Consider the following 21,701-nt stretch of genomic DNA (forward strand, 5'->3'; position numbering starts at 1 on the left):
CCGACGTCCGCCGCGCCGTCGTGGCTGGTCGCGCAGTTCCCCGCGCCCCTTCGGGGCGCTGTCAGTGGCGGCCCGCCACTCGGTCGGCCAGGCGGGCCAGGCGGGAGGACTGGGGGCTCTGCGTCGTGCTCTCCCGCCGGTCCGCCGCCCGGTAGGTGGCGTACATGCCGTGCACGCCCAGCCAGCGGAACGGCTCCGGCTCCCACTTGCGCACCCGGTGCCCGACCCACGGCAGCCCGGTCAGCTCGGTGCGGCCGCCCTCGCCGGAGTCGAGCCGCACCAGGTCGCGCAGGGTGCGGGCGGCGAGGTTGGCCGTGGCCACGCCGGAGCCGACGTAGCCCCCGGCCCAGCCGAGCCCTGTCGAACGGTCCAGGGTGACCGTGGCGCACCAGTCGCGCGGCACCCCGAGGACGCCCGACCAGGCGTGCGCGATCCGCACCCCGGCCAGCGTGGGGAAGAAGCGGACCAGGATCTCGCGCAGCGCCTCGATCGTCGCCTCCTGCGTGCGGCCGTCGTTGTCGGTCCGCGACCCGAAGCGGTACGGCACCCCGCGTCCGCCGAGCGCGATCCGCCCGTCGGCGGTGCGCTGGGCGTACATGTAGGCGTGCGCCATGTCGCCCAGGGTCTCGCGGCCCTCCCAGCCCACCGACCCCCACTGCTCCGCGGTCAGCGGCTCGGTGGCGATCATGGAGGAGTTCATGGGCAGCCAGGTGCGCCGGTGGCCCCGCAGGCTCGCGGTGAAGCCCTCGGTGCAGCGCAGGACGTACGGCGCCCGCACGGTCCCGTACGGCGTCACCGCGTGCCGCGGCCGGATCTCCGTCACCGGCGTCGACTCGTGGACGGTCACCCCGAGCGCCTCGACGACGGCCGCGAGGCCCTTGACCAGCTTCGCGGGATGCAGGCGCGCCCCGTGCGGGGTCCAGGAGGAGCCGACCGCGCTGGCGACCCCGATCCGCTCGGCGGTCTCCTCGGCGCCGTAGAGCTCGCGGTCCTTCTCGCCGTACGACAGCTCGTGCTCGTGGAAGGCGCGCAGGCGGGCCGCCTGGGCCGGTGAGGTGGCGACCTCGAGGACGCCGCCCTTGTGGACGTCCGCCTCGATCCCCTCCTCCGCCGCGGCCCTGACGACCTCGTCGACGGTGTCGTTCATGGCCTGCTGCAGCCGCACGGCGGCCTCGTGGCCGTGCATCCTCGCGTACCGGTCGCGGCCCGCGATGCCGTTGTAGAGCCAGCCGCCGTTGCGGCCGGAGGCGCCGTAGCCGCAGAACTTCTGTTCCAGGACGACGATCCGAAGGGAGGGGGCGGTCTTCTTCAGGTAGTACGCCGTCCACAGGCCCGTGTATCCGCCGCCCACGATCACGACGTCCGCCGTCGTGTCGCCGGGCAGCGGCGCCCGTGCCGCCGGGAGGCCGTCGTCCGCGTACCAGAAGGAGATGCCGCCGTTGACGGCACTGCTTGCCGAGCTGCTCATGGCGGGACGTTAATCCCTGATCGCGGCCAGTGTCTCCTTCGGATTCCATGCTTTTCCACGGCCTGTGGACAGCGGACGGCACCCGAGCCCGACGAGGACCGCCACGGCGTGCCCGAGATCGGTGAAGGTGGGCGCGAAGGCGAGCGGGAGGCCGTAGACGAGGGCGACGGCCGCCAGGTACACGTAGCGCCAGGGCACCGCGATCCGGTAGGCCAGGACGGCCATCACGCCCGCCAGCGCGTAACTGACGCCGATGTCGAGGGTGTCGGCCGCCGACCGGGGGGCGACCCCGTCGCGTATCGCCAGCAGCAGGACGCCTTCACTGACGAGCGTCGCCAGGACGTGCGACGCCGCGCACACCAGCAGCCAGCGCGCCGTGCCCAGCCACCGTTCGGCCTGCGCGTGGAAGACGGTGTAGAGCACGGCGTACGGCAGCCAGTGCCCGCCGTCGATCCACATCGCGCTGGCGATCAGCACCCGGACGGGGTTCTCGGCCAGCTCGTGGAGGTTCGTGGAATGCCGCCGGAGGAACTCCTGTTCGAAATGTGGCGACATGTGGTGCAGCGCCACGGTGGTGACGAACAGGACGGCCAGCCACACATAGGTGCCGGGGGCGCTGCGGACGTACCCCCACACCCTGTTCGGACCCCGGTCGCTCCGTCTACGGCGCTTCACACCAGCAATTATCGGGGGGCCCGGAGCGATCGGCGCGGGCACGACCGGACGGCCGGATCCCCCGCACGACGGATCCCGCCGCACGATCCCGCCGCACGACGGATCCGCCCGGCGGACGGTTCACCGGCCGCCCGCCGCGCGGTACCGTCCCGGACGTGATCGACATTCCGCGGGAGCTGATCGACCGGCACGAGCGGTTCGGCGGCGAGGCCGGGCGGGCCTTCGTCGCCGGGCTGCCCGAACGGGCCGCGCGGTTCCTGGACCGCTGGGAGCTGCGGCCGGACGGACCGCCGTGGTGCGGCCGGTGGGCGCTGGTGCTGCCCGTGCTCCGCGCCGACGGGACGCGGGCCGCCCTCAAGCTCCAGGACGTCGACGAGGAGACCGCGGGCGAGCCGGTCGCGCTGCGGACCTGGGACGGTGACGGCGCCGTCCGGCTGCTGGCCGCCGAGCCGGGGTCGGGCACGCTGCTGCTGGAACGGCTCCGCGCGGAGCGGCCGGCGGCCGGCCTGCCGGACTCCCGCGAGGCGACGCTGGTCGTCGCCCGGCTGCTGGCCCGGCTGACGTCCGTACCGGCCCCGGCGGGGCTGCGGCGCCTCGGCGACATCGCGCCGCGGCTCACGGAGCGGGCCGCGGCGATGCTGCCCCGCCTCCCCGACCCCGGCGCGCGGCAGCTGCTCGCGGACTGCGCGGCGGCGGTGCGCGAGGTGGCCGCCGACCCCGGCGACCGGCTGCTGCACTGGGACCTGCACTTCGACAACGTCCTCGCCGCCGACCGCGCGCCCTGGCTCGCCATCGACCCCAAGCCGCTCGCGGGCGATCCCGGCTTCGAGCTCCTCCCGGCCCTGTGGAACCGCTTCGACGCCGACGAGGTCGGCTGGCGCTTCGACGCCATGACGGACGTCCTCGGGCTGGACCGGGAGCGGGCACGCGCCTGGACGCTGGGCCGGGTGCTGCAGAACTCGGTGTGGCAGCTGGAGGAGGGCCGGGCCCCGCTCGCCGCCCACCTGGAGATCGCCCGCCGCCTGCGCGGCCGTACGGGTTAACCTCGCGGCATGATCCGCACCGCGACCCCCGCCGACGTCCCCGTCATCCACGCCATGGTCCGTGAGCTGGCCGAGTACGAGAAGGCCCCGCACGAGGCGAAGGCCGACGAGACGCAACTGCACGAGGCCCTGTTCGGCGAGCGCCCGGCCGCCTACGCCCACATCGCGGCCGACGACAGCACCGGCGAGCCGGTGGGCTTCGCCCTGTGGTTCCTGAACTTCTCCACCTGGCGCGGCGTCCACGGCATCTACCTGGAGGACCTCTACGTCCGCCCCGCCGCCCGCGGCGCCGGCCACGGCAAGGCCCTCCTCACCGAACTGGCCCGCATCTGCGCGGAGCGCGGCTACCAGCGCCTGGAGTGGTCCGTCCTGGACTGGAACGCCCCGTCGATCGCGTTCTACGAGGCCCTGGGCGCCCGCCCGCAGAGCGGGTGGACGGTGTACCGCCTCACGGACGAGCCCCTGACCCGCCTGGCCGACGGAAACTGATCGCCGCGGCCGTCCTGGCCCGACCGGACTCGATCAGCCCGCCCGCCCGACCGGACTCGATCAGCCCGACCGCCCGACCGGACTCGGTCAGCACGCCCGACCGGACTCGATCAGCCCGACCGCCCGCCCGACCCGATCAGCCCGACCGGCGGAACCCTGGCCACCCGCGAGCGGACCCGGGTCAGCCGGGCCGGACCGCGCCCCCGCCAGCCCCCGCGCCCGCCGCCAGCGCCCTCCCCAACGCCAACGGGTCGGCGGCGCCGCCCAGTTCGGCGTGCAGGGCGATGGCCAGCTCCGGGCGGGACAGCAGGCCGGTGCCGGCCGTATCGCCCTCGGCACGGGCGGCCAGGCCCAGGCCCACCCAGGTCTCGGGGTCGGAGTCGCCGCGCAGGACGCGTTCCCGCAGGGTGTGCAGCGCCTCCGCGGTGCGGCCCTCGACCAGGGCGACGTCTTCGGGGCGGGCGCCGGTCACGGTGGCGCCCGGGTCGGCGCGCAGGTCCGCGAAGCCCGCCGGGTCGGCCAGCAGCCAGCGCAGCAGCACCGCCCGCGTGTCCAGGCCGCGCCCCGGGCTGCCCGGCACCAGCGCCGGCTCGTCCGGGCCCGCGGGCAGCGGCCCGCCGCGGTTCCAGGCCGCCGCGTGGGCGCGCACCGCCCGCGGGTCGGGCCGCAGGTGGTACGCCCGCCAGGTCGCCCGGTGGTCCGCGACCGCGAGCGCGGCGGCGGCACGCGTCCGCTCGTCCACCGGTTCGGCGAGCCAGGGCCGCGTCCGCCGCGTCAGTTCCGCCACCAGCCGCCGTCCCGGGCCGGTCAGCCCCGGCGCGGCGCCGGTCGCGTGCAGCGCGTGGAGTTCGTGGAGCGCGTGCGCGGTCTGGTCCCGCCACAGCGCGAACTCGAACCGTCCGAGCGGATGCGGACGGCGCCGCCAGAACCCGGTGACGCCGAAGAACGCGTACACGCCCTGCAGCAGCCCGCCCAGCGGCCGGGGGTCGTCCCGCCACGGGGCGTAGAACAGCCGCCCGCCCGGGTCGTCGTACAGGGTGAACAGGTGCATGAACGCGCTGAGCTTGTTGTGCTGGAACTCGTGCACCAGCGTCGAGGCGAACTGCTCGCCGTCGTCCGGCACCGACGCCAGCGCCGCGCCGAACGCGTCGCCCGAGGAGGCGCTGTGCGGGCGGAACCGCTCGGCGCGCGGGCGGGGCACCACCGTCGTCAGCCCCCCGGCCAGCGCCCGGGCCCCGCCGTCGTCGGTGTCGCACAGCACGGTCCAGGCCGAGTCGAACAGCTCCTGCCAGCGCGCCGCCGGGCCGGCCGGCTCGGGCAGCGCCGGTGCGCGCAGGGTGCGGTAGGGGTCGGTGTCGTCCAGCAGCAGCGTGCAGCCGTCGGCACGCAGCTCGGCCAGCGGGTGCCAGTGCGGTCCGGCCGGCGGGCGCCCGCCGATCAGCACGCTCCCGTCGCGGGCCGACACCTCCGCCACGCTCCACGGCTCCCGGTCCTCGGGCAGCCGCATCGCGCCGAGCGTGGGCAGCACCGCCCACCCGTGCCGCACCGGCACGGCCGTACGGAAGTCGAGCCCGGCCCGGATCGCCGCCACGGCGGCGATCGCGTGCAGGTGGCCGAGGTGCACCCACAGGGGCGCGTCGTCGTCGGCGCTGCCGCGCAGCCGGCGCAGGGTGTGCGCGGCCCAGACGCCCACGTGCGGGTAGCGCAGCAGTTCGTCCACCCGCTCCGCGGCCGCGGAGCCGGCCCGCGCGAGCAGCCGCCAGGCGTCCGCGGGCGGTGCCAGCGGCCCGGCCGGCGCCTCCGCCGCCGCATCGAGCAGCGCCCGTACGACGAGCAGCCGCCAGCTGCGTTCGCCCCGGCGCAGCGCCTGGACCGCGGCGGGGTCGCCCGCGCCGGCCAGCAGGTCGCCGAACGCCTCCGGGGTCAGCTCATGGGGTCGGGCCGTCTGCCGCACGCCGGCTCCTAGGCGTCGTCGCGCTGCGGGCCGGCGTCATCGCGCTGCGGGCCGGCCTCGTCGCGCTGCGGGTTGTACCCGCCGAGGCTGCTCGCCGGGTCGTCGATACGGCTGAGCAGCCGCCGCATGGAACCCTCGGCGTCCGCGTCCGGCAGGTCCAGCGACGGCCAGGCGTGCAGCGGGACGTCGCCGAGGTCGATCAGCTCCGACTGGACTGCTGGCTGCTCCATGTCGCCGTCCCTGTGCACGTGTTGGCGGATAGGTGTCAGATATCCGGTCTGTACCCGTACAGTGAAGTTTCGGGCGCTATTTCAGACCTCGTGGTGACCCTAGTGCATCGCGCGCACCGCACGGCCCGGTTGGCGGCGCGGACGCGGAATCCGCCCGGATCGAGTGACGGGACGACCGAGCGGGTAAGGAAGCGTGTGTGATTGAACTCGCTGAGCTGATCGAGGAGTTACGCCGGGAACTGACCACGGCCAAGACCGCCGCGGACGGCGCCGACCTCTACTTCGAGGTGGGCCCGGTGGAGGTGGAGGTGGCCGTCGCGGTGGAGCGGTCGGCGACGGCGGGCGGCAAGATCCGGCTGTGGGTGGTGGAGGCCGGCGCGGACGGGCGGCTGGCCGGCAGCGTCACGCACCGGGTGAAGCTCACCCTGGACCCGCACACCCGCAGCGCCGGCGGACGGGCGCCGTGGGTGTCGGGCGCCGAGGGTGAGGGCGAGCGCTGAGCACCGTGCCGGGGGACGGACGCCGGGGCCTGGACCCGGTCCGGGTGGCGGAGGTGCTGGTGCGGCCGGCGGCCGGCGCCGGACGGCGCGGCTCCGGCTACCGGGTCGCGGAACGGTGGGTGCTCACCTGCGCGCACGTGGTCCACGACGCCGACACCCTCCGGGTGCGCTTCGAGGCCGACCGGGCCGACGAGTGGACCGCGCCCGCCGAGACGGTTCTGGCCTGCGAGAAGGCCGACGTGGCCCTGGTGCGGATCACCGGTCCCGTGCCCCCGGGCGTGCACGCGGAGGCGACCGCGCCGCCGGTGTACGGCGCCCTGCCCGACGCCGATGTCGTCCTGCCGTGCAGCGCGATGGGCTTCCCGCGATTCAAGCTCCGCGCGGACCGGATGCGCGTCCTGGACGACGGCTCGCCGTCCCAGTACCGCGACTCCTGCCACGCCACGGGCATGACGTCGGTGCTGTCCAACCGGCGCGAGGGCACCCTCGAACTCGCCGTCGCACCGCCCGAGTCGGACCCGGAGAAGGACCGGTCGCCCTGGGAGGGCATGTCCGGCGCCGCGGTCTGGCACGACGGCACGATCGTCGGTCTGGTCACCGCCCACCACCGCACCGACGGCCTCGGCCGGCTGGCCGCGGTGCGGGTGGACCGCCTCCACGACCTGCTGACCCCGGCCGAACTGACTGTGTTCGAGCGGCACGCCGGGCTGCCGGCGTCGGCGTCCGCCCTGGCGCGCCCCGCCGCCGGCCCGGACCCGGCCGGCGCCCCGGCCGGTCTGGCCCACCTGCCCGACAGCCTGCCGCTGCGTGAACTGAACGGCCTGGTGGGCGCGTTGACCGCGCTGCCCGCGGTGAGCAACCCCACCACCCTGGCGCTGCTGCTGGACAGCATCGACCCGATGGTCGCCGCCATGAGCCCCCGCTCGCCCTCGCTGCGCCCGGACGTCTTCGGCATCCTGAGAACCTGTCTGCGCTATCCGGGGTCCCTGGACCGACTCCTGGAAGCGATACGGTTGATGGAGGGCGACTCCGCCGGGGTGGCCCGCATGGACCAGGAGGCGGTGGAGCTGTCCCGGCGTCACCGTCGCCCCGGCCCGGGCCGCTGACCTGATATCGCGGAGCCGCCGGGCACCGGGGTTTCATCGCTCGCGCGATGGGTCACTATCTAGAGGATATGGGCAGCCAGCAACAACTGGAGCCGGGGGAGAGGGGTTTGGCCGTCATGGAGCCGTCTGTGGCCGCCGTCGAGTCCAGTCTGGTCGACCTCGCGGGGGTATCTCTTGAAACGCTGCGCTCCATCGACAGCCACGTCCTCGCCGCGTCGCTGCGGGAGTTGCTCTCAGGGATCGACCACCAGACCGCCAGTGTCGCGGGCATCGACGGCGGCGCCGAACGTTTCGACTGACCGGGCCGGGGCCGCTGATGAGCGCTGAGCCCGCGCTGCCGCACCATCGCCTGCCGCCCGGCAACCTGGCCGAGCTGGTCAGCGGCGAGGGCGGCCCGGAGACTCTCACCCTGCTGCTGGCCGCCGAACGCAGCCGCCGCCTGCTGCTGTTACGGGCACTCGACGACACCGTGGACCTGGGCCCCGCCTGGGACCTGCTCAGCCGGGCCCAGCGGCGCGCGCCCGACGTCGTCGACGACCTGCTCATGTACCCGCAGACGGGCATGTGGCTGGCCACCGCGCTGCGCGGACTGCGCGAGGTGACGGCGGACGACGATCCGCCGCAGTGGGTGCTGCTGGGCCATTTCGCCGCCCTCGCGGCCGCGGCGGGGCTGCGGGCCGGGCTCGACTTCTCCCTGGAGGTGCCCGTCCGGCACGGGCGCGTGCCGCTGCCGACCCTCGGCTGCGCGGTGCTGCCGGTGACCGGGCCGTGGGCGGCGGGCACCGTGGCCGCCAGGTCCGGACGAGCCGTGGTCGAGGCCGGCGGCGCCCGCGTCGCCGTACCGCTGCCGCCCGGGTCGGCGGGGCCGGGCTGGCATCCGTTGCGCCGGATCGCGGTGGGCCCGGCGGGCCGGCGGCTCGACATCGTGCTGGACGACGTGGACCCGTACCGGACGTATCCGCGGCCGACCGAGCCCCGCCCGCTGTCCGAGGAGTCCGTGGCGCACTGGCGGCAGCTGCTGGAGCAGGCCTGGGAGGTGCTGCTGGCGGAGCAGCCGGAGACGGCCGGAGCCATGCGGCGAAGCCTGCTGTCGCTCACGCCGACAGCGGCAAGGGAAAGGTTTCGGCCACGGAGTGTGACATCGGGGGACGCCTTCGGCGGCATCGAGGCGTCGGAGCCGGACGACCCCGTACAACTGGCCGTCACCCTCAAGCACGAGTTCCAGCACACCAAACTGGGCGGCCTGCTGCACCTGACACCCCTGCTCGCGCCGGCCGCCGACGAGGAACCGGAGTGGTGGTACGCGCCCTGGCGGGACGACCCCCGGCCGCTCGCGGGACTGCTGCAGGGCATCTACGCGTTCGCCGGCATCACCGACTTCTGGAGCGCGCACCGCACCAGAACGCGTACCCAGACCGCCATGGCGCACTTCGAGTTCGCGCTGTGGCGCCGCCGTACGGCCACGGCGCTGGAGCAGGTCCGCCGCCATCCCCGGCTCACACGGGTCGGTTCGGCTCTGCTGGAGACCCTGCACGCCCGGTGCGCCGAGTGGCTGGCCCAGCCGGTCCCCGAGCAGCCGGCGGCCCTGGCCCGGCTGTGCGCCGACGACCACGTCGCCCGCTGGCGGGTCCACCACCTGCGGCCCCCCGCACCGGCCGTGGACGCGGCCGTGCGCGCCTGGCTCGACGGAGCCGACGCGCCTCCCGGCGCCCTGGCGGCCGAGGCGGAGACCGTGCCCGATCCGTCGGCCCGCTGGCTGGACAGCCTGGCGACGCTGGTCCGCTACCGCCTCAGCGGCGCCGACGACGACCGTCTCCCGGCCGACGGAGCCGAGAAGGCCGCGGCCAGGGTCACCGGAGCGCTCGTCGGCGACGCCCTGCTGGCCGCCGGCGACGCCGTCGGGGCCCGGACGGCGTACCTGAACCAGCTGGCCGACCACCCCATGCGGCCCGGCGCCTGGGCGGGCCTGGCCGGCGCCCTCACCACGGGCGGGACCGAACCCGCGGCGGCCCGCCTGCTGCTGCGTCACCCGGAACGGGCCCGCGCGGTCCACCACGCCCTGCTGCGCACCACGGGCACGGCACCGGACCCGGTCCGACTCGCCGCCTGGCTCGGATCGGCCCCCGCGTGACCGCACGCCGGGCGTCCGGGCGCTCGGATCACACGCCCGGCCGGCACCTCACATCGGCATCGGGTCGATGTCGCAGTCGTTGCGCTGCCCCGCCCGGGCCTGCTCGGTCGCCGGGTGGGCGGCGGCGCCGCCGGTGTGCATGCGCGGCTCGTCCAGCACTCTCTCCATGCGCGCCAGGGTGTCCTCGCGCAGCGCCCGGCCCTCCGTCTCGTCACCGAGCGCGACGAGGTCCAGGGCGAGGTTCGCCGCGCCCACCAGGGTGGTCGGGTGGTCCTCGCCCAGCCGCTCCCGGCACAGCGCCAGGGTCCGCTCGCCGAGTTCCCGGGCCTCGCGCAGCTCGCCCAGGGCGCTCAGGTCACTGGCGAGGTTGATGGCACAGGCCAGCGCGATCGGATGGCTCTGTCCGAGGCGCTCGGTCAGCGACGCCAGCGCCGACTCGTCCAGGCGCCTGGCCTCCTGCGCCAGCCCCAGCCGCCGCAGCGTCACCGCCAGGTCGACGTCGGCCCCGCGGACGTGCGGGTGGTCGGCGTGGAAGATCTGCCGGAAGCGTTCGCACGCCTTCTCGCCCCGTTCCCGGGCCTCTTCCAGCTCGCCGTTCTGCCGCAGCGCCACCGACAGGGCGAGCTCGGCCGTCAGGGCATCGGGGTGCAGGCTGCCGTAGCGGCGGGTGAACTGCTGGAACGTCTCACGGGCCAGTTCCAGCGCGGTGACGTTGTCACCCTCCTTCCGGCAGGCCTCGCTGAGCTGCCGCATGGTCTCCAGCGTGGTGGGGTTCCGCGGCCCGAAAGCGGTGCGGTAGCCGTCGAAGACCGCCTGCTGCAGCGCCCGCGCGCCCACGTAGTCGCCCGTCTCGCGCACGTCGACGGCGACGCTCGCCTCGGTCACCAGCGCCTGCTGGTGATCGCGGCCGAACAGCCGGGTCTTCATCGCGTGCGTACGCCGGTCGAGTTCCAGCGCGCGCGGGAAGTCGCCGACCAGCCGCAGACTCACGCCGAGGTTGTGGGCGGTGACGAGGGTGGTCGGATCGTCCTCGCCGAAGGCCCGCCTGGCCTGCCGGTAGGCGACCTCGTCGATCTCGGCGCCGGCGGCGAAGTCGCCCTGCACCCGCCGCACCGCGGCTTCGAGGTTCATCGTCACCAGCGCGTCCTCGCGGTTCTCCTCGCGGTCCGCGGGCGCGGTGCGGCCGTAGACGTCCCTGAGCCGGGAGACGACCCGGGAGGCGTCGTCGTAGCGGCCCACCCTGAGGTAGAGGAAGCCCAGCCACCAGCCCATCAGCAGGGTCTGCTGGTCCTCCTCGCCGAACTTCTGCGTCCAGGTCTGGTACGCCTGCTCGGTGAACTCCCGCGCGACCTTGTGATCCCCCCAGTACCACAGGTACTTCGCGACGTTCATCACCAGCTCGCGCACCCACGGCTGGTCGGACTCGACGGCGCCGGACGCGATGACATGGCCGTACAGCTCGGCGTAGCGCGGCCAGTTGGCGGCCTGGTTGGGACCCTTGGGGTCGGCGGCGGCCAGCAGCGTGTGGGCGCCGTTGCGCATGCGGGTCTGTTCCTCGGGACTCATGCGGTTCATCAGAACCGCCTGGACCAGGCGGTGCATCTCGATGGAGTTGGTCCGGTGGTCTATGCGGGCGAGGGAGTAGCGGTTGATCTCCCTTATGGCCCGCGCCAGCCGCATGGGGTCGTTGAGGGCGCGGTCGAGTTCCGGGTCGATGCTGGAGCCGCCCAGGCCCGCGAAGATGGACCGCGAGATCGGGTCGGGCGCGAAGTAGGAGCACAGCTGGAGCAGGCGCAGCGCGGTGAGGCTGCGGGTCTCCAGGTGGTCGAGGGAGACGTTCCAGGCGGCGGCGACCGGGAGCTGGTAGTCGGGCGGCGGGGACACCTCGAGCAGTTCGCTGCGCTTGTGCTCGAACAGGCGCAGGTACTCCGAGACGGGCATCCCCGTCTCCGCGCGCCAGGCGGCGGCCTGCTCCAGCGCCAGCGGAAGGTCGCCGAGCGCGTCGGCGAGCCGGTCGGCCTCGGCGTCGTCGAGGTCGTCGCCGTGCGGGCCGGAGCGGCGCAGCAGCTCCTTGCTCTCCTCGCGGGTGAACACGTCCACCTCGAGGGAGCTGCCGAGCAGGCTCCAGCGCCGGTTGCGGGAGGTGACGAGGATGGTGCCGCTGCCGCCGGTCGGGAAGTAGTCGCGGACCCGCTCGGGGCTGTCGGCGTTGTCGAAGATCAGCAGCCAGCGGGAGTACGGCCGCCCCTCGCGCAGCGCCTCGCGCACGGCGGGCCCGGCGATGTTGGCCTCGGCGCTGGTGACCAGGCCGAGGCGCTGGGCCAGCTCCACCAGGGCCTGGCCGATCTGGCCGGGGCGCTCGGCGGGGATCCACCAGACGATGTCGTACTCGGACTGGTGGCGGTAGGCGTACTCGATGGCCAGCTGCGTCTTGCCCACGCCGCCCATGCCGTGGATGGCCTCCGGCAGCACCGTGGTGGTGCCCTCCCGGCGCAGGCGGTCGCTCAGCATCTCCAGAAGGTCCACGCGGCCGGTGAAGTTCGGGTTCCGCGGGGGGACGTTGCCCCAGATCCGCGGCTGCGTCGAACGCCCGCTCTCCACCGCGGGCTGCTGCGTGGCGGTCATGGCCGTCGCTCCTTCTGAAGTTGTCCCGCGCCCCCCGGGGGCGCTGTCGGCAGCCTGGTCCCGGGTGCGGTCCCGGGCGCCTGCGCCCTTGCGCAGGCTGACGGTGTTCTGGTGGTCGTAATCACGCAGCGCCTCGGCGAGCCGCTCGGCGCGCGGCAGGAAGCGGCCGGACAGGGCCCGCAGGGCGAGCAGTTCGACCCGCAGGAAGGCGACGTTGCGCCGGGTCACGAGCGGCACCGCGGCCGTCTCGTACGGCAGTTGGGCGTCCGGGTCCGCGGCCTCGGATCCCTCGGCGCCCGCCACCACCAGCGGCCGCACGTCCCGCAGCACACGGGCGGTGTCGCGGCGGCGGCTGAGCGCCAGTAACTCCTGGCGGATGTCGGGGCCGAAGACGAAGACGACGTCGTCCGCCCGCTCGGCCGCCGCCCCGGCCGGCCGGACCAGGCCGCTCATCAGCAGCTCGGCCAGGTGGGCGGGTCCGGCGCCCGGCACGGTGGCGCACACCGCGCGCATCACCGGCAGCGTGAGCGGCGCCGCCGCGAGCCGGGTGGCCAGGGCGAACGCGGTGGGCGACGCGGCGGCCCGGAACTCGGAGACCCGCTCCCACGCGGGCACGGCGCTGCCCGGGTCGGGCACGTCCTCCACCCACGGCACGGCGCGCGCCGCGTCCTGCCGCCGTTTCCACTCGCGCGCCCTGATCCCGGACATCTCCGCCCAGCCGCGGACGCGGCCGGCGACCAGGTCCACCCAGGCGGAGGTGGAACGCTCGGCCAGTTCCAGCACCGGAACCGGCACCACCCCGGCCCGCGCGTCGGCGTCGTCGACGGCTTCGAGGGGCGAGGTGTGCAGCTCCCAGCGCAGCTCGGCGTTGGGCGTCCAGGACCGTTCGGCGCGTAACCGCATCCGGTGCACGTCCAGCCCGCTGCGGCCCCACAGCCGCTGCGGCAGCAGATGCAGCACGGCGACCGGTTCACTGCGGCCCAGCACCTGCAGCAGCGGCAGCACCGCGTCCGAACGCCAGCCGGCGGCCAGCCCGTCGGTCACCACCAGCACGACACGCCGGCTGCCGATCGCCGCGGGCAGCTCCGCCAGCCGGATCCGGGCCGGCTCGGTGTCGTCCGAGGACAGCAGGGGCACGCGGGACACCCGGCCCAGGCCCGGCTGGCGGGCGAGCGAGGCGGCCAGCTCGTCGACGGTCTCCTGCCAGACCTGCATGGTCACATGGGCGTCCACCACGAGCAGGACGTCCGGGCGGTCCGCGGAGTCGGGGTCCCGGAGCGCGTTCAGGCTGTGCGGCACGGCGTCGGCCGGGGTGCCGTCGCTCCCCGGCGCCCGTGCTGATCGTGGGACGTCGTCACAGGGCATGGGCACTCGCAGCACGTCCGGCGACACCCGGGAACGTAAGGAGTGCCGAAGAGGAGTCCCGCATTCCGCGGGCATGCGTGACATCCACGTGCCAAGCCTGGCAGCGGTGTGCGGGAGGTGCAAGACGGCAGGCCACAGGGGGGTGACGGAGTGAGGGTGCAAAGGGGCGTGTGCGACGCGCCCCCCGATGAGGCCGCGCACGTCCGGCCGGCGGCAGGCCGGTCCGCGCACCAGCGTGGCACCTCGGCCGGGCGGGTGCAAGGGCATCCCGTGTCCGGCCCGGCGTGGCGGCCGGAACCCCGCCCCGGGCTCGTCCCGGGTCCGCGACGGCATCACGGCCTACACCGGCCCGGCCGGGCCGGGCTTGCGCTCCGGGTCGTCGAGGAGGATGGCCAGATGGCGGCCGACGTGCTGGTCCCAGCCCCCGGGACCGAGGGCCAGCGCCTTGTTGCGCCACCGTCCGACACGCTCCACCAGGCTGCCGAGCTCCCGGTCCTGGAGGATCTCGCTGACGGCGTCCTGGAAGGTCGGGTCCGAGCAGTCGGCGCGGTGCCAGATCATCGCGGGCACACCGGCCCGCAGCCCGGCGAGCACCTCGCGCCGGCCGATGCCCGAGTCGTCGTCCGGGGGCCGGCTGAGCACCAGGCACACCGCGTGGCTGTCCTCCTTCAGCTCCCGCTCCAGGTGGAAGAAGTAGCCGTCCTCGTCGTCCGGGCGGCTCCAGTGCGGGTGGCTGTCGGCGGGCCGCTCCCGCAACTGCCGCCACTTGTTGTGCCAGGGCCGGTGCCAGGCGGCGCGCTGCAACCGCTCCAGGCTGCGCACCACCACCGGGTAGTCCAGCGTCAGCGGGGTCGGCGCGTCGGAGTCGGACTCCTTCAGCCACCACTCGACGGGCTCGTTGAGCAGCTCCCAGGGCAGCACGAACTCCAGGATCACCGGCTGCCGCAGATCGGCCCACAGCGCCTCGGCCTGCTCGATCAGCTTCTCCACCGCGCCCGGCAGGTCGTCCCGGCCCAGGTTCTCCGTCTCGCCGCGCACCGGGTGCCAGCCCTCGGAGTCGGACTGGCGCCAGTGCGAGAGGTAGTAGCGGTCCGGGTCCATCCGGTCCGGCTCGAACTGGATCAGCAGGTAGGCGGGGATCAGCGACGGCTCGGGCGCCGGGAACTCCGGATGCTGCCAGCCGGCCAGCAGGCTCTCGTGCCCGAGCGCCTTGGCCTGGCCGCGGTTGAAGCGGCGCAGCAGCTCGGCGTCGTCCGGGCGGCCGTCCTCCATCAGCCGGTCGGCGGCCAGCGCCAGGAAGGCCATGCCGGGCGGCAGTTCGCCGTCCGGGGAGTTCACGCCCGACAGGCGCAGGAAGACCTGCCACGCCGTCTGGCACCACGGGGGCAGCTCCTGCACCCGGGAGCGGCTGGCCCGGCGGGCCATCAGCGGCAGGTCCGGCGAGTTCATCGACAGCAGCACGGGCATCAGCTGACGCAGGTCGGCGTCCTTCGGGTAGAAGTCGAACGCCTCCCACTCGTCGACGAGCGGCCACAGCCCGGCGACCGTGGCCGACTGCTGTTCCACGTACTCCAGCGCCCGCACCAGACAGGCCAGGCCGTCCCCGACCTCGGTGCACATCCGCACCACCTGTAGCAGCCAGGGCCGTAAGCGGTCCCCGCCGAACGGCTCGACGGGCGCGGCCAGCTCGCCCGCCAGCATCTCGCGCCACAGCTCGCGGCTGCTCGACTGATTCACGGTGGGCGAGCCCTGCAACGCGTCCACGATGGAGACGATCAACTCGTTGCGGACACGCTCCGGACTGCGCCCTTTCACCCCGTTGCCTCCAGACAGCCGGCGCGGTTCCCTGATGGTGCCGACCAGCGTACGGCCACGGGGCGTGACGGGGCAGAAAAAGCACAGCCATCGTGCGCCGCACGGCGCGCCACGGTGCGCGGGTGACGCATCGGAGCCCCCTGTCGGATTCGAACCGACGACCTTCGCTTTACAAGAGCGGCGCTCTGACCAGCTGAGCTAAGGAGGCCTGCGCGCACGCGGGAGGTGCGCGCCCGTGCAGTGTACCCAGGTCCGGGGTGCGGACCGCCCGGAATTACCGTGAAGTTCACATGGCCTGGAGTACTGACAGATCGGGTTGACGCCAGGTAGCGTCCTGACCAAGTTCACCCTCGTGGACTACACCACCACCTTCCTACAACGGATCGTCCGGCACGTTCCTGCCGGTAGAAGGGGGCCCATTCACCATGGCCACTGTCTCGTTCGACAAGGCGACCCGGATCTACCCGGGTTCCACCAAGCCCGCCGTCGACTCGCTCGACATCGAGATCGCGGACGGCGAGTTCCTCGTCCTGGTCGGCCCGTCCGGCTGCGGCAAGTCCACCTCGCTCCGCATGCTCGCGGGGCTCGAGGACGTCAACGGCGGCGCGATCCGCATCGGCGACCGCGACGTCACCCACCTGCCGCCGAAGGACCGGGACATCGCCATGGTGTTCCAGAACTACGCGCTCTACCCGCACATGACGGTCGCCGACAACATGGGCTTCGCCCTGAAGATCGCCGGCGTCAACAAGGCGGAGATCCGCAAGAAGGTCGAGGAGGCCGCGAAGATCCTCGACCTGACCGAGTACCTGGACCGCAAGCCGAAGGCCCTGTCCGGCGGTCAGCGCCAGCGTGTCGCGATGGGCCGCGCCATCGTGCGTGAGCCGCAGGTCTTCCTCATGGACGAGCCGCTGTCCAACCTGGACGCCAAGCTGCGTGTGTCCACCCGTACGCAGATCGCCTCCCTGCAGCGCCGCCTCGGCATCACCACCGTCTACGTCACCCACGACCAGGTCGAGGCCATGACGATGGGCGACCGCGTGGCCGTGCTGAAGGACGGTCTGCTGCAGCAGGTCGACTCGCCGCGCAACATGTACGACCGCCCGGCCAACCTGTTCGTCGCCGGCTTCATCGGCTCCCCGGCCATGAACCTGGTCGAGGTCCCGATCACCGACGGCGGTGTGAAGTTCGGCAACAGCGTCGTCCCGGTCAACCGCGACGCGCTCAAGGCCGCCGCCGACAGGGGCGACAGGACGGTCACCGTCGGCGTGCGCCCCGAGCACTTCGACATCGTCGAGCAGAACGGCGGCGCCGCCTCGGCCCTGTCGAAGGACACCGAGGACGCCCCGGCCGGCCTCGCGGTCTCCGTGAACGTCGTCGAGGAGCTCGGCGCCGACGGCTACGTCTACGGCACCGCCGAGGTCGGCGGCGAGACCAAGGACCTGGTCGTCCGCGTCGAGGGCCGCCGGGTGCCGGAGAAGGGCGCCACGCTGCACGTCGTGCCGCGGCCGGGCGAGACCCACGTGTTCTCCACCTCCACCGGCGAGCGCCTGACCGACTGACCCGCAAAACCCCCGGCCGGGAAAACCACCGGCCGGGGTGAATTCACCCGGGTTGACGAAGAGGGGCCCCGCAGCCTGCTTGGGTTCTAGGAGTCGTTGCAACACCCCAGTTCAAGGGGTGGGATGGACTTCGAGATCCGAGGGGACCGGACGCCGCAGGGTCCCAGGAAGCTGTCCCGGGAGCGGGAGGCATACTCCCGGCTCGTGCAGCAGGGATACAGCAGCACCGAAGCGTGCCGGATCGTCGGCGTTGACCGCAGGACGGGCAACAAGTGGCGCAACGGCCGCTCCGGAGAACGGAACCGCAGGCCGGTACCACCGATGCATGTGGTGGTACCGGCTCGCGGGCCGTCCCGGTACCTGAGCGAGGACGAGCGGATCCACATCGCCGACCGGCTGAGGGAGAAGGCAACGGTGCGGGCGATCGCCGCGGAGCTGGGCCGCAGCCCGTCCACCGTCAGCCGTGAGATACGGCGCAACCGCCATCCGGCAAGCGGTGCCTACCGCCCGCACGCCGCCCAGGCGCGCGCCGATGCCCGTCGGCCTCGGCCCAAGCCCCGCAAGATCCTTCAGAACCCGCAGCTGCGCGAGGCCGTCCAGGCGATGCTGGAAGAGAAGTAGAGCCCGGAGCAGATCTGCCAGGCTCTGCGGCAGAGGTTTCCCGACCGGCCGGAGATGCATGTGGTCCACGAGACCGTCTATCAGGCGCTCTACGTCCAGGGCAGAGGCCAGCTCAGGCGTGAGCTCGCCGGCGCCCTGCGTTCCGGCCGCGCCCGGCGCAGGCCCCAGCGGCAGGCCAACTGCCGCCAGCCGCGTTTCACCACACCCATGGTCATGATCAGCGAACGCCCCGCCGAAGCCGCGGACCGGGCCGTGCCCGGCCACTGGGAGGGCGACCTGATCATCGGCAAGGACGGCAGGTCCGCGATCGGCACCCTCGTGGAGCGCGCCACCCGTTACGTGATGCTCCTGCACCTGCCCGGCGAGCACAGCGCCGAGGCCGTCCTGACCGCTCTGACAGCCACCGCCCGGACTCTGCCCGCCCAGCTGATGCGGTCCCTGACCTGGGACCAGGGCAGCGAGATGGCCCGGCACGGCGAGTTCACCCTCGCCACCGACATCCCGGTCTACTTCTGCGACCCCGCCAGCCCCTGGCAACGCGGCTCCAACGAGAACACGAACGGACTGCTGCGGCAGTACTTCCCCAAGGGCACCGACCTGTCCGTCCACAGCCCCGACCACCTGGCTGCCGCCGCCGACCAGCTCAACCGCCGCCCACGCAAAACGCTCGGCTGGGAAACCCCAGCCGAGCGCCTGCATAAACTGCTCGCGGCCTGATCAACACGACCACGTGTTGCGACGATCGCTAGAAACCGCCCTGCTGCGGGGCCCCTCTTCGTCGTCGCCGGATACCCCGGCAGACCGGTCATTTCGAGCGGTGTACGTCAACCCGCCGACCGCGGGGAAGCGCCGCCCCGTCCCTCGAAACGGTGACTGAATGTCGCCAAATCACTACCGGACGCTACCCTCACTCGCGTGAAGCACTCCACTAACCAACAGACACGACGCGGCCGGGGCCCCGCCCGCCGGGTCGGCCGCAGCCTCGCCCTCGTCCTGCCCGTCGTCCTGGTGCTCTCCGGGACCCTCGCGGTCACCCGAGTCGACTGGTCCGGGAACTCCTCGGACTCGGTGCTCACCGCCTCCGCGGCCACGGACGTCACCACGGGCGCCGCCGCGGTCCGCCGGGCCCCGCAGGACGTGCTGCGCGACCGCCTCCTCGCCGAACTCCAGGAGAAGGACCCCGGCACGGTGCTCACCCACCTCCAGCAGGCCGTGGCCGAGCGGCCCTCGCTCGCCGGACACTGCGTGGCCATCGCCCGCACGCTCGGCCGCGCCGCGGTGCACCGGTACGGGCCCTCGCGCGCGCAGTCGTACGCCCGCCCGGTGTGCGACACCTCCTTCGCCTCCGGGGTCACGGCCGCGCAGAGCTGAGCGGCCGGCCCGGAACGGCCCTCCTCCGGACCCGCCGGGTACGGAGGAGGAAAACAGCCGGTTGAGGACGGCCGCCCGGCCCGGGCCGGGGGCGGGGCGGGCCGTACAGTGCGTTCATGACCGATCCGAACGTCGCCTCCCGCCCCGTTCAAGCCGTCATCCTGGCCGGAGGCCAGGGCTCCCGGCTGCGCCCCTACACCGACGACCGGCCCAAGCCGATGGTCGAGATCCCCGGTACGGGCACTCCGATCATCGGCCACCAGCTCGCCTGGCTTGCCGAGGAGGGCGTGACGGACGTGGTGGTGAGCTGCGGCCACCTCGCCGACGTCCTGGAGAAGTGGCTGGAAGAGGCCGATCTGCCGGTGAACGTGACGACCGTCGTCGAGACGGAGCCACTGGGCCGCGGCGGTGGCCTGAAGTACGCGGCCGCCCGCCTGCCCGACCCGGACCGGCCCTGGTACGCCACCAACGGCGACATCTGGACCCGCTTCTCGCTGCGGGACATGGCCGACTTCCACGCCGAGCGCGACGCGGTCGCGACCCTCGCCCTGGCCCGGCCGCGCCTTCCCTGGGGCGCCGTGAAGACGGACGGGTTCGGGCACATCACCGACTTCATCGAGGCGCCCCCGTCGACCTTCGAGATCAACGCGGGCGTGTACGTCTTCTCCCCCGATTTCGCCGGGCTGCTCCCGGCGCGCGGCGACCACGAGCGCACCACGTTCCCGCGGCTGGCGCGGGAGCGGCGGCTGGCGGGCTTCCCGATCCCGCACGGCGCCTACTGGCGCGCGATCGACACCGCCAAGGACCTGACCGAGGCCGCGAAGGAGCTGGCCGCTCTGGGGCGGTGACGAACCGTCGCCGTACCGCGGGACCGTGAAGGGGTCCCCCGCGCCTGCCGCGCGGGGGACCCCTTCGGTGTGTGGGCCGGTGATTCAGCCGGTGGGCCTGCCCAGCATGCCGCCCACCGGCTCGGCTACCCCAACAGGCCGCCCACGAGGCCAGGCTGGCCGGTGGAGGAGCCCGAGCCGGTCGAACCGCCGCCCGAGCCGCCGGTCGAGCCGCCGGACGCGGTGCCGCTGCCCGTGGCGCCGCCGGAGGTGGGTCCGGAGCTGGTGCTCGGGGCCTGTCCGGCCGGAGCGGGCTGCTGCGGCGGGGCCTGTCCCGCGGTGCCCTGCGTCTGGCTGGGCGAGCCGCCGGTGACCGCGCCCGTCGAGCGCTCCGCGCCCGGGGTGGTCGCGGCGCCGGTGGGGTCGGTGCCGGCCGTGGCGCCCTGGGTGGGCCCGTTCGAGGCGGACGGGGACTGCCGGTGCCGCTCGCCGGGCTCCTGCGGGAGCGGGGAGCCGGGCAGCTCGTTGCGCGGGGCCTCGCCGGGGCCGGGGACGACCACACGGCCGGCGTCGCGGACGGCGCCGCCGAGCACCGAGCCGACGAGCAGGGTGAGCCCGGTGACGACCGCGGTGACGAGGGCGCCGCGGCGCAGCACGTAGGCGCGCAGCTCCCAGATGTCGGAGCGGGGCCCGAGACGGCGCCAGGCGCTGCCCGCGAGGCGGCCGTCGACGGAGTAGACGGGCGCACCGGCGATGATCAGCGGGGACCAGGCGGCGAGAATGATGATGTCCGGGGCGTCGTAGACGGGGACGGTCTTCCAGCTGACGGTGACGATGAGCGCGGCCGACAGCAGGGCGCCGAAGACGGCGGCGACGCGCTGCCAGCAGCCGAGGACGGTGAGGACCCCGACGAGCACCTGGGCGAAGGCGATGACCAGCCCGGAGCCGACGGGGTGGTGCAGGGCGAACTGGCGCAGCGGTTCGGCGACCTCCCAAGGGTGCAGGCTGTTCAGCCACTTGACCATGGAGCCGCGCTTGCCGCCGTCGAAGTAGACGGGGTCGCAGAGCTTGCCCATGCCGGCGTAGACGGAGATGAAGCCGAGGAAGACCCGCAGGGGCAGCAGGACGACGCCGAGGTTCATCCGGCGGCCGGGGAAGTAGGCGTGCCGGGCCGGGTCGTCGGCGTGGCGTCCGCCGGACCGGGCGGCCGGGCCGTTCCCGGCGGCGGCGCCGTCCTCGCCGGTGCCGTCGTAGTCGCCGTACTCGTCGTAGTCGTCGTAGTCGCCGTATGCGCCGTACCGGTCGGAGTCGTCGTACGCGCCGTACCGGTCGTCGCCGTAGCGGGGCTCGTCGTACGCGCTGCCTACGGTGCGCATGTTCGGCAGCAGACGGGTCTGGCCGGGGGCGGGGCCGGGCGTGCGCTGGGGGCCGACGACGGGGGTCTCGACGGTGCGGGTCAGGGCGTCGTCGTCGTAACCGGGGTCGGCCACGACACGCGGGATGACCTGCGTGGCCCCGGCGTCGGCGGCCGGCTGCTCGCCGTGCCGGACGCTGCTGCCCCGCGCAGCCTGCAGCAGGCGGTGGGCGCCGGTGTCGTCGGGAGCGGAACGGCCGCTCCAGACGACGGGCCGGCGGCGGGCGGTCGCGCCGGCGACCGGGACGCGGGCGGTGTCCGCGCCGACGCTCACGTGCCGTGCGCCCCGCGGGGACAGGGAACGCCGGGACGACGCGCCCAACTGCACGCGGAAGCTCGCATGATTGACGATGACCTGCGCCGGATCGCTCGGCACCTTCACCATGCTCAGCGCGGGAGAGTCGCCGGCCTGCGGCGAGCGGTCCCCCGTGGGTGTGCGGGGTGTTCTGGTGTCCACACTCATCTAACCGAGTGACGTGTGGTTAGGACACTGCCGCGACCGGTC

Annotated in this window: 16 protein-coding genes, 1 tRNA gene and 1 pseudogene; 10 read left to right on the forward strand and 8 right to left on the reverse strand. The window is 74.0% G+C overall.

Annotated elements, in window-relative coordinates; genetic code table 11:
• Positions 1 to 61: 61 nt before the first annotated feature.
• Both VKA29_RS02760 and VKA29_RS02765 read right to left on the reverse strand, forming a co-directional pair.
• Entirely contained in the window at positions 62 to 1,468 is a 1,407-nt protein-coding gene (locus VKA29_RS02760; RefSeq protein ID WP_324783496.1) for an FAD-dependent oxidoreductase, read from the reverse strand.
• Positions 1,469 to 1,477: 9 nt separating this feature from the next.
• On the reverse strand, positions 1,478 to 2,152 hold the full coding sequence (locus tag VKA29_RS02765) for a rhomboid-like protein (protein WP_420718427.1): 675 nt from the start codon (positions 2,150 to 2,152) through the stop codon (positions 1,478 to 1,480).
• A 146-nt stretch (positions 2,153 to 2,298) separates the two neighbouring features.
• On the opposite strand from VKA29_RS02765, the gene VKA29_RS02770 reads away from it, so the two are divergent.
• Positions 2,299 to 3,186 (forward strand): aminoglycoside phosphotransferase family protein, encoded by an 888-nt coding sequence (locus VKA29_RS02770; protein WP_324783498.1) that lies wholly within the window; start codon positions 2,299 to 2,301, stop codon positions 3,184 to 3,186.
• Positions 3,187 to 3,195: 9 nt separating this feature from the next.
• Entirely contained in the window at positions 3,196 to 3,675 is a 480-nt protein-coding gene (locus VKA29_RS02775) for a GNAT family N-acetyltransferase (RefSeq protein WP_324783499.1), read from the forward strand.
• Between the two features lie 181 nt (positions 3,676 to 3,856).
• On the opposite strand, the gene VKA29_RS02780 is transcribed toward VKA29_RS02775, so the two are convergent.
• Both VKA29_RS02780 and VKA29_RS02785 read right to left on the reverse strand, forming a co-directional pair.
• The gene (locus VKA29_RS02780; protein ID WP_324783500.1) at positions 3,857 to 5,629 is read right to left on the reverse strand and encodes an HEXXH motif domain-containing protein; all 1,773 of its coding nucleotides are present in this window, start codon (positions 5,627 to 5,629) and stop codon (positions 3,857 to 3,859) included.
• 8 nt (positions 5,630 to 5,637) lie between these two features.
• The gene (locus VKA29_RS02785) at positions 5,638 to 5,859 is read right to left on the reverse strand and encodes a hypothetical protein (protein WP_324783501.1); all 222 of its coding nucleotides are present in this window, start codon (positions 5,857 to 5,859) and stop codon (positions 5,638 to 5,640) included.
• A gap of 197 nt (positions 5,860 to 6,056) precedes the next feature.
• Here VKA29_RS02785 and VKA29_RS02790 point away from each other — a divergent pair, with 197 nt between their 5' ends.
• The 4 genes from VKA29_RS02790 (at position 6,057) to VKA29_RS02805 (ending at position 9,596) form a co-directional block, all read left to right on the forward strand.
• Positions 6,057 to 6,359: a trypco2 family protein gene (locus VKA29_RS02790; RefSeq protein ID WP_324783502.1), complete on the forward strand. Its 303-nt coding sequence runs from the start codon at positions 6,057 to 6,059 to the stop codon at positions 6,357 to 6,359.
• Between the two features lie 5 nt (positions 6,360 to 6,364).
• Positions 6,365 to 7,465, forward strand: coding sequence for an effector-associated domain 2-containing protein (locus VKA29_RS02795; protein ID WP_324783503.1), 1,101 nt, complete (start codon positions 6,365 to 6,367; stop codon positions 7,463 to 7,465).
• A gap of 116 nt (positions 7,466 to 7,581) precedes the next feature.
• Positions 7,582 to 7,764, forward strand: a complete 183-nt coding sequence (locus VKA29_RS02800; RefSeq protein ID WP_324783504.1) for a hypothetical protein — start codon at positions 7,582 to 7,584, stop codon at positions 7,762 to 7,764.
• Positions 7,765 to 7,781: 17 nt separating this feature from the next.
• Complete coding sequence (locus tag VKA29_RS02805) at positions 7,782 to 9,596, forward strand: HEXXH motif domain-containing protein (protein WP_324783505.1); 1,815 nt, start codon at positions 7,782 to 7,784, stop codon at positions 9,594 to 9,596.
• Positions 9,597 to 9,644: 48 nt separating this feature from the next.
• Here VKA29_RS02805 and fxsT read toward each other — a convergent pair whose 3' ends face one another.
• The 3 genes from fxsT to VKA29_RS02820 all read right to left on the reverse strand — a co-directional run bounded on the left by fxsT (position 9,645) and on the right by VKA29_RS02820 (position 15,609).
• Positions 9,645 to 13,520 (reverse strand): FxSxx-COOH system tetratricopeptide repeat protein, encoded by a 3,876-nt coding sequence (gene fxsT / locus VKA29_RS02810; RefSeq protein ID WP_324783506.1) that lies wholly within the window; start codon positions 13,518 to 13,520, stop codon positions 9,645 to 9,647.
• Between the two features lie 405 nt (positions 13,521 to 13,925).
• The gene (locus VKA29_RS02815; RefSeq protein WP_324783507.1) at positions 13,926 to 15,401 is read right to left on the reverse strand and encodes an effector-associated domain 2-containing protein; all 1,476 of its coding nucleotides are present in this window, start codon (positions 15,399 to 15,401) and stop codon (positions 13,926 to 13,928) included.
• Between the two features lie 134 nt (positions 15,402 to 15,535).
• A tRNA-Thr gene (locus VKA29_RS02820) sits at positions 15,536 to 15,609 on the reverse strand.
• A 217-nt stretch (positions 15,610 to 15,826) separates the two neighbouring features.
• Between VKA29_RS02820 and VKA29_RS02825 the strand changes: the two genes are divergently transcribed.
• The 4 genes and pseudogenes from VKA29_RS02825 to VKA29_RS02840 all read left to right on the forward strand — a co-directional run bounded on the left by VKA29_RS02825 (position 15,827) and on the right by VKA29_RS02840 (position 19,803).
• A complete protein-coding gene (locus tag VKA29_RS02825; protein ID WP_324783508.1) occupies positions 15,827 to 16,963 on the forward strand; it encodes a sn-glycerol-3-phosphate ABC transporter ATP-binding protein UgpC in 1,137 nt (378 codons plus the stop codon).
• Between the two features lie 123 nt (positions 16,964 to 17,086).
• Positions 17,087 to 18,301 (forward strand): annotated as a pseudogene (locus VKA29_RS02830) (IS30 family transposase).
• A gap of 198 nt (positions 18,302 to 18,499) precedes the next feature.
• The gene (locus VKA29_RS02835) at positions 18,500 to 18,955 is read left to right on the forward strand and encodes a hypothetical protein (RefSeq protein ID WP_324783509.1); all 456 of its coding nucleotides are present in this window, start codon (positions 18,500 to 18,502) and stop codon (positions 18,953 to 18,955) included.
• 116 nt (positions 18,956 to 19,071) lie between these two features.
• Positions 19,072 to 19,803: a nucleotidyltransferase family protein gene (locus tag VKA29_RS02840; protein ID WP_324783510.1), complete on the forward strand. Its 732-nt coding sequence runs from the start codon at positions 19,072 to 19,074 to the stop codon at positions 19,801 to 19,803.
• A 125-nt stretch (positions 19,804 to 19,928) separates the two neighbouring features.
• On the opposite strand, the gene VKA29_RS02845 is transcribed toward VKA29_RS02840, so the two are convergent.
• Entirely contained in the window at positions 19,929 to 21,659 is a 1,731-nt protein-coding gene (locus VKA29_RS02845) for a DoxX family protein (protein ID WP_324783511.1), read from the reverse strand.
• Positions 21,660 to 21,701 lie beyond the last annotated feature (42 nt).

The sequence above is a fragment of the Streptomyces sp. H51 genome, from assembly GCF_035656535.1.
In the GTDB taxonomy this organism is placed as follows: Bacteria; Actinomycetota; Actinomycetes; order Streptomycetales; family Streptomycetaceae; genus Streptomyces.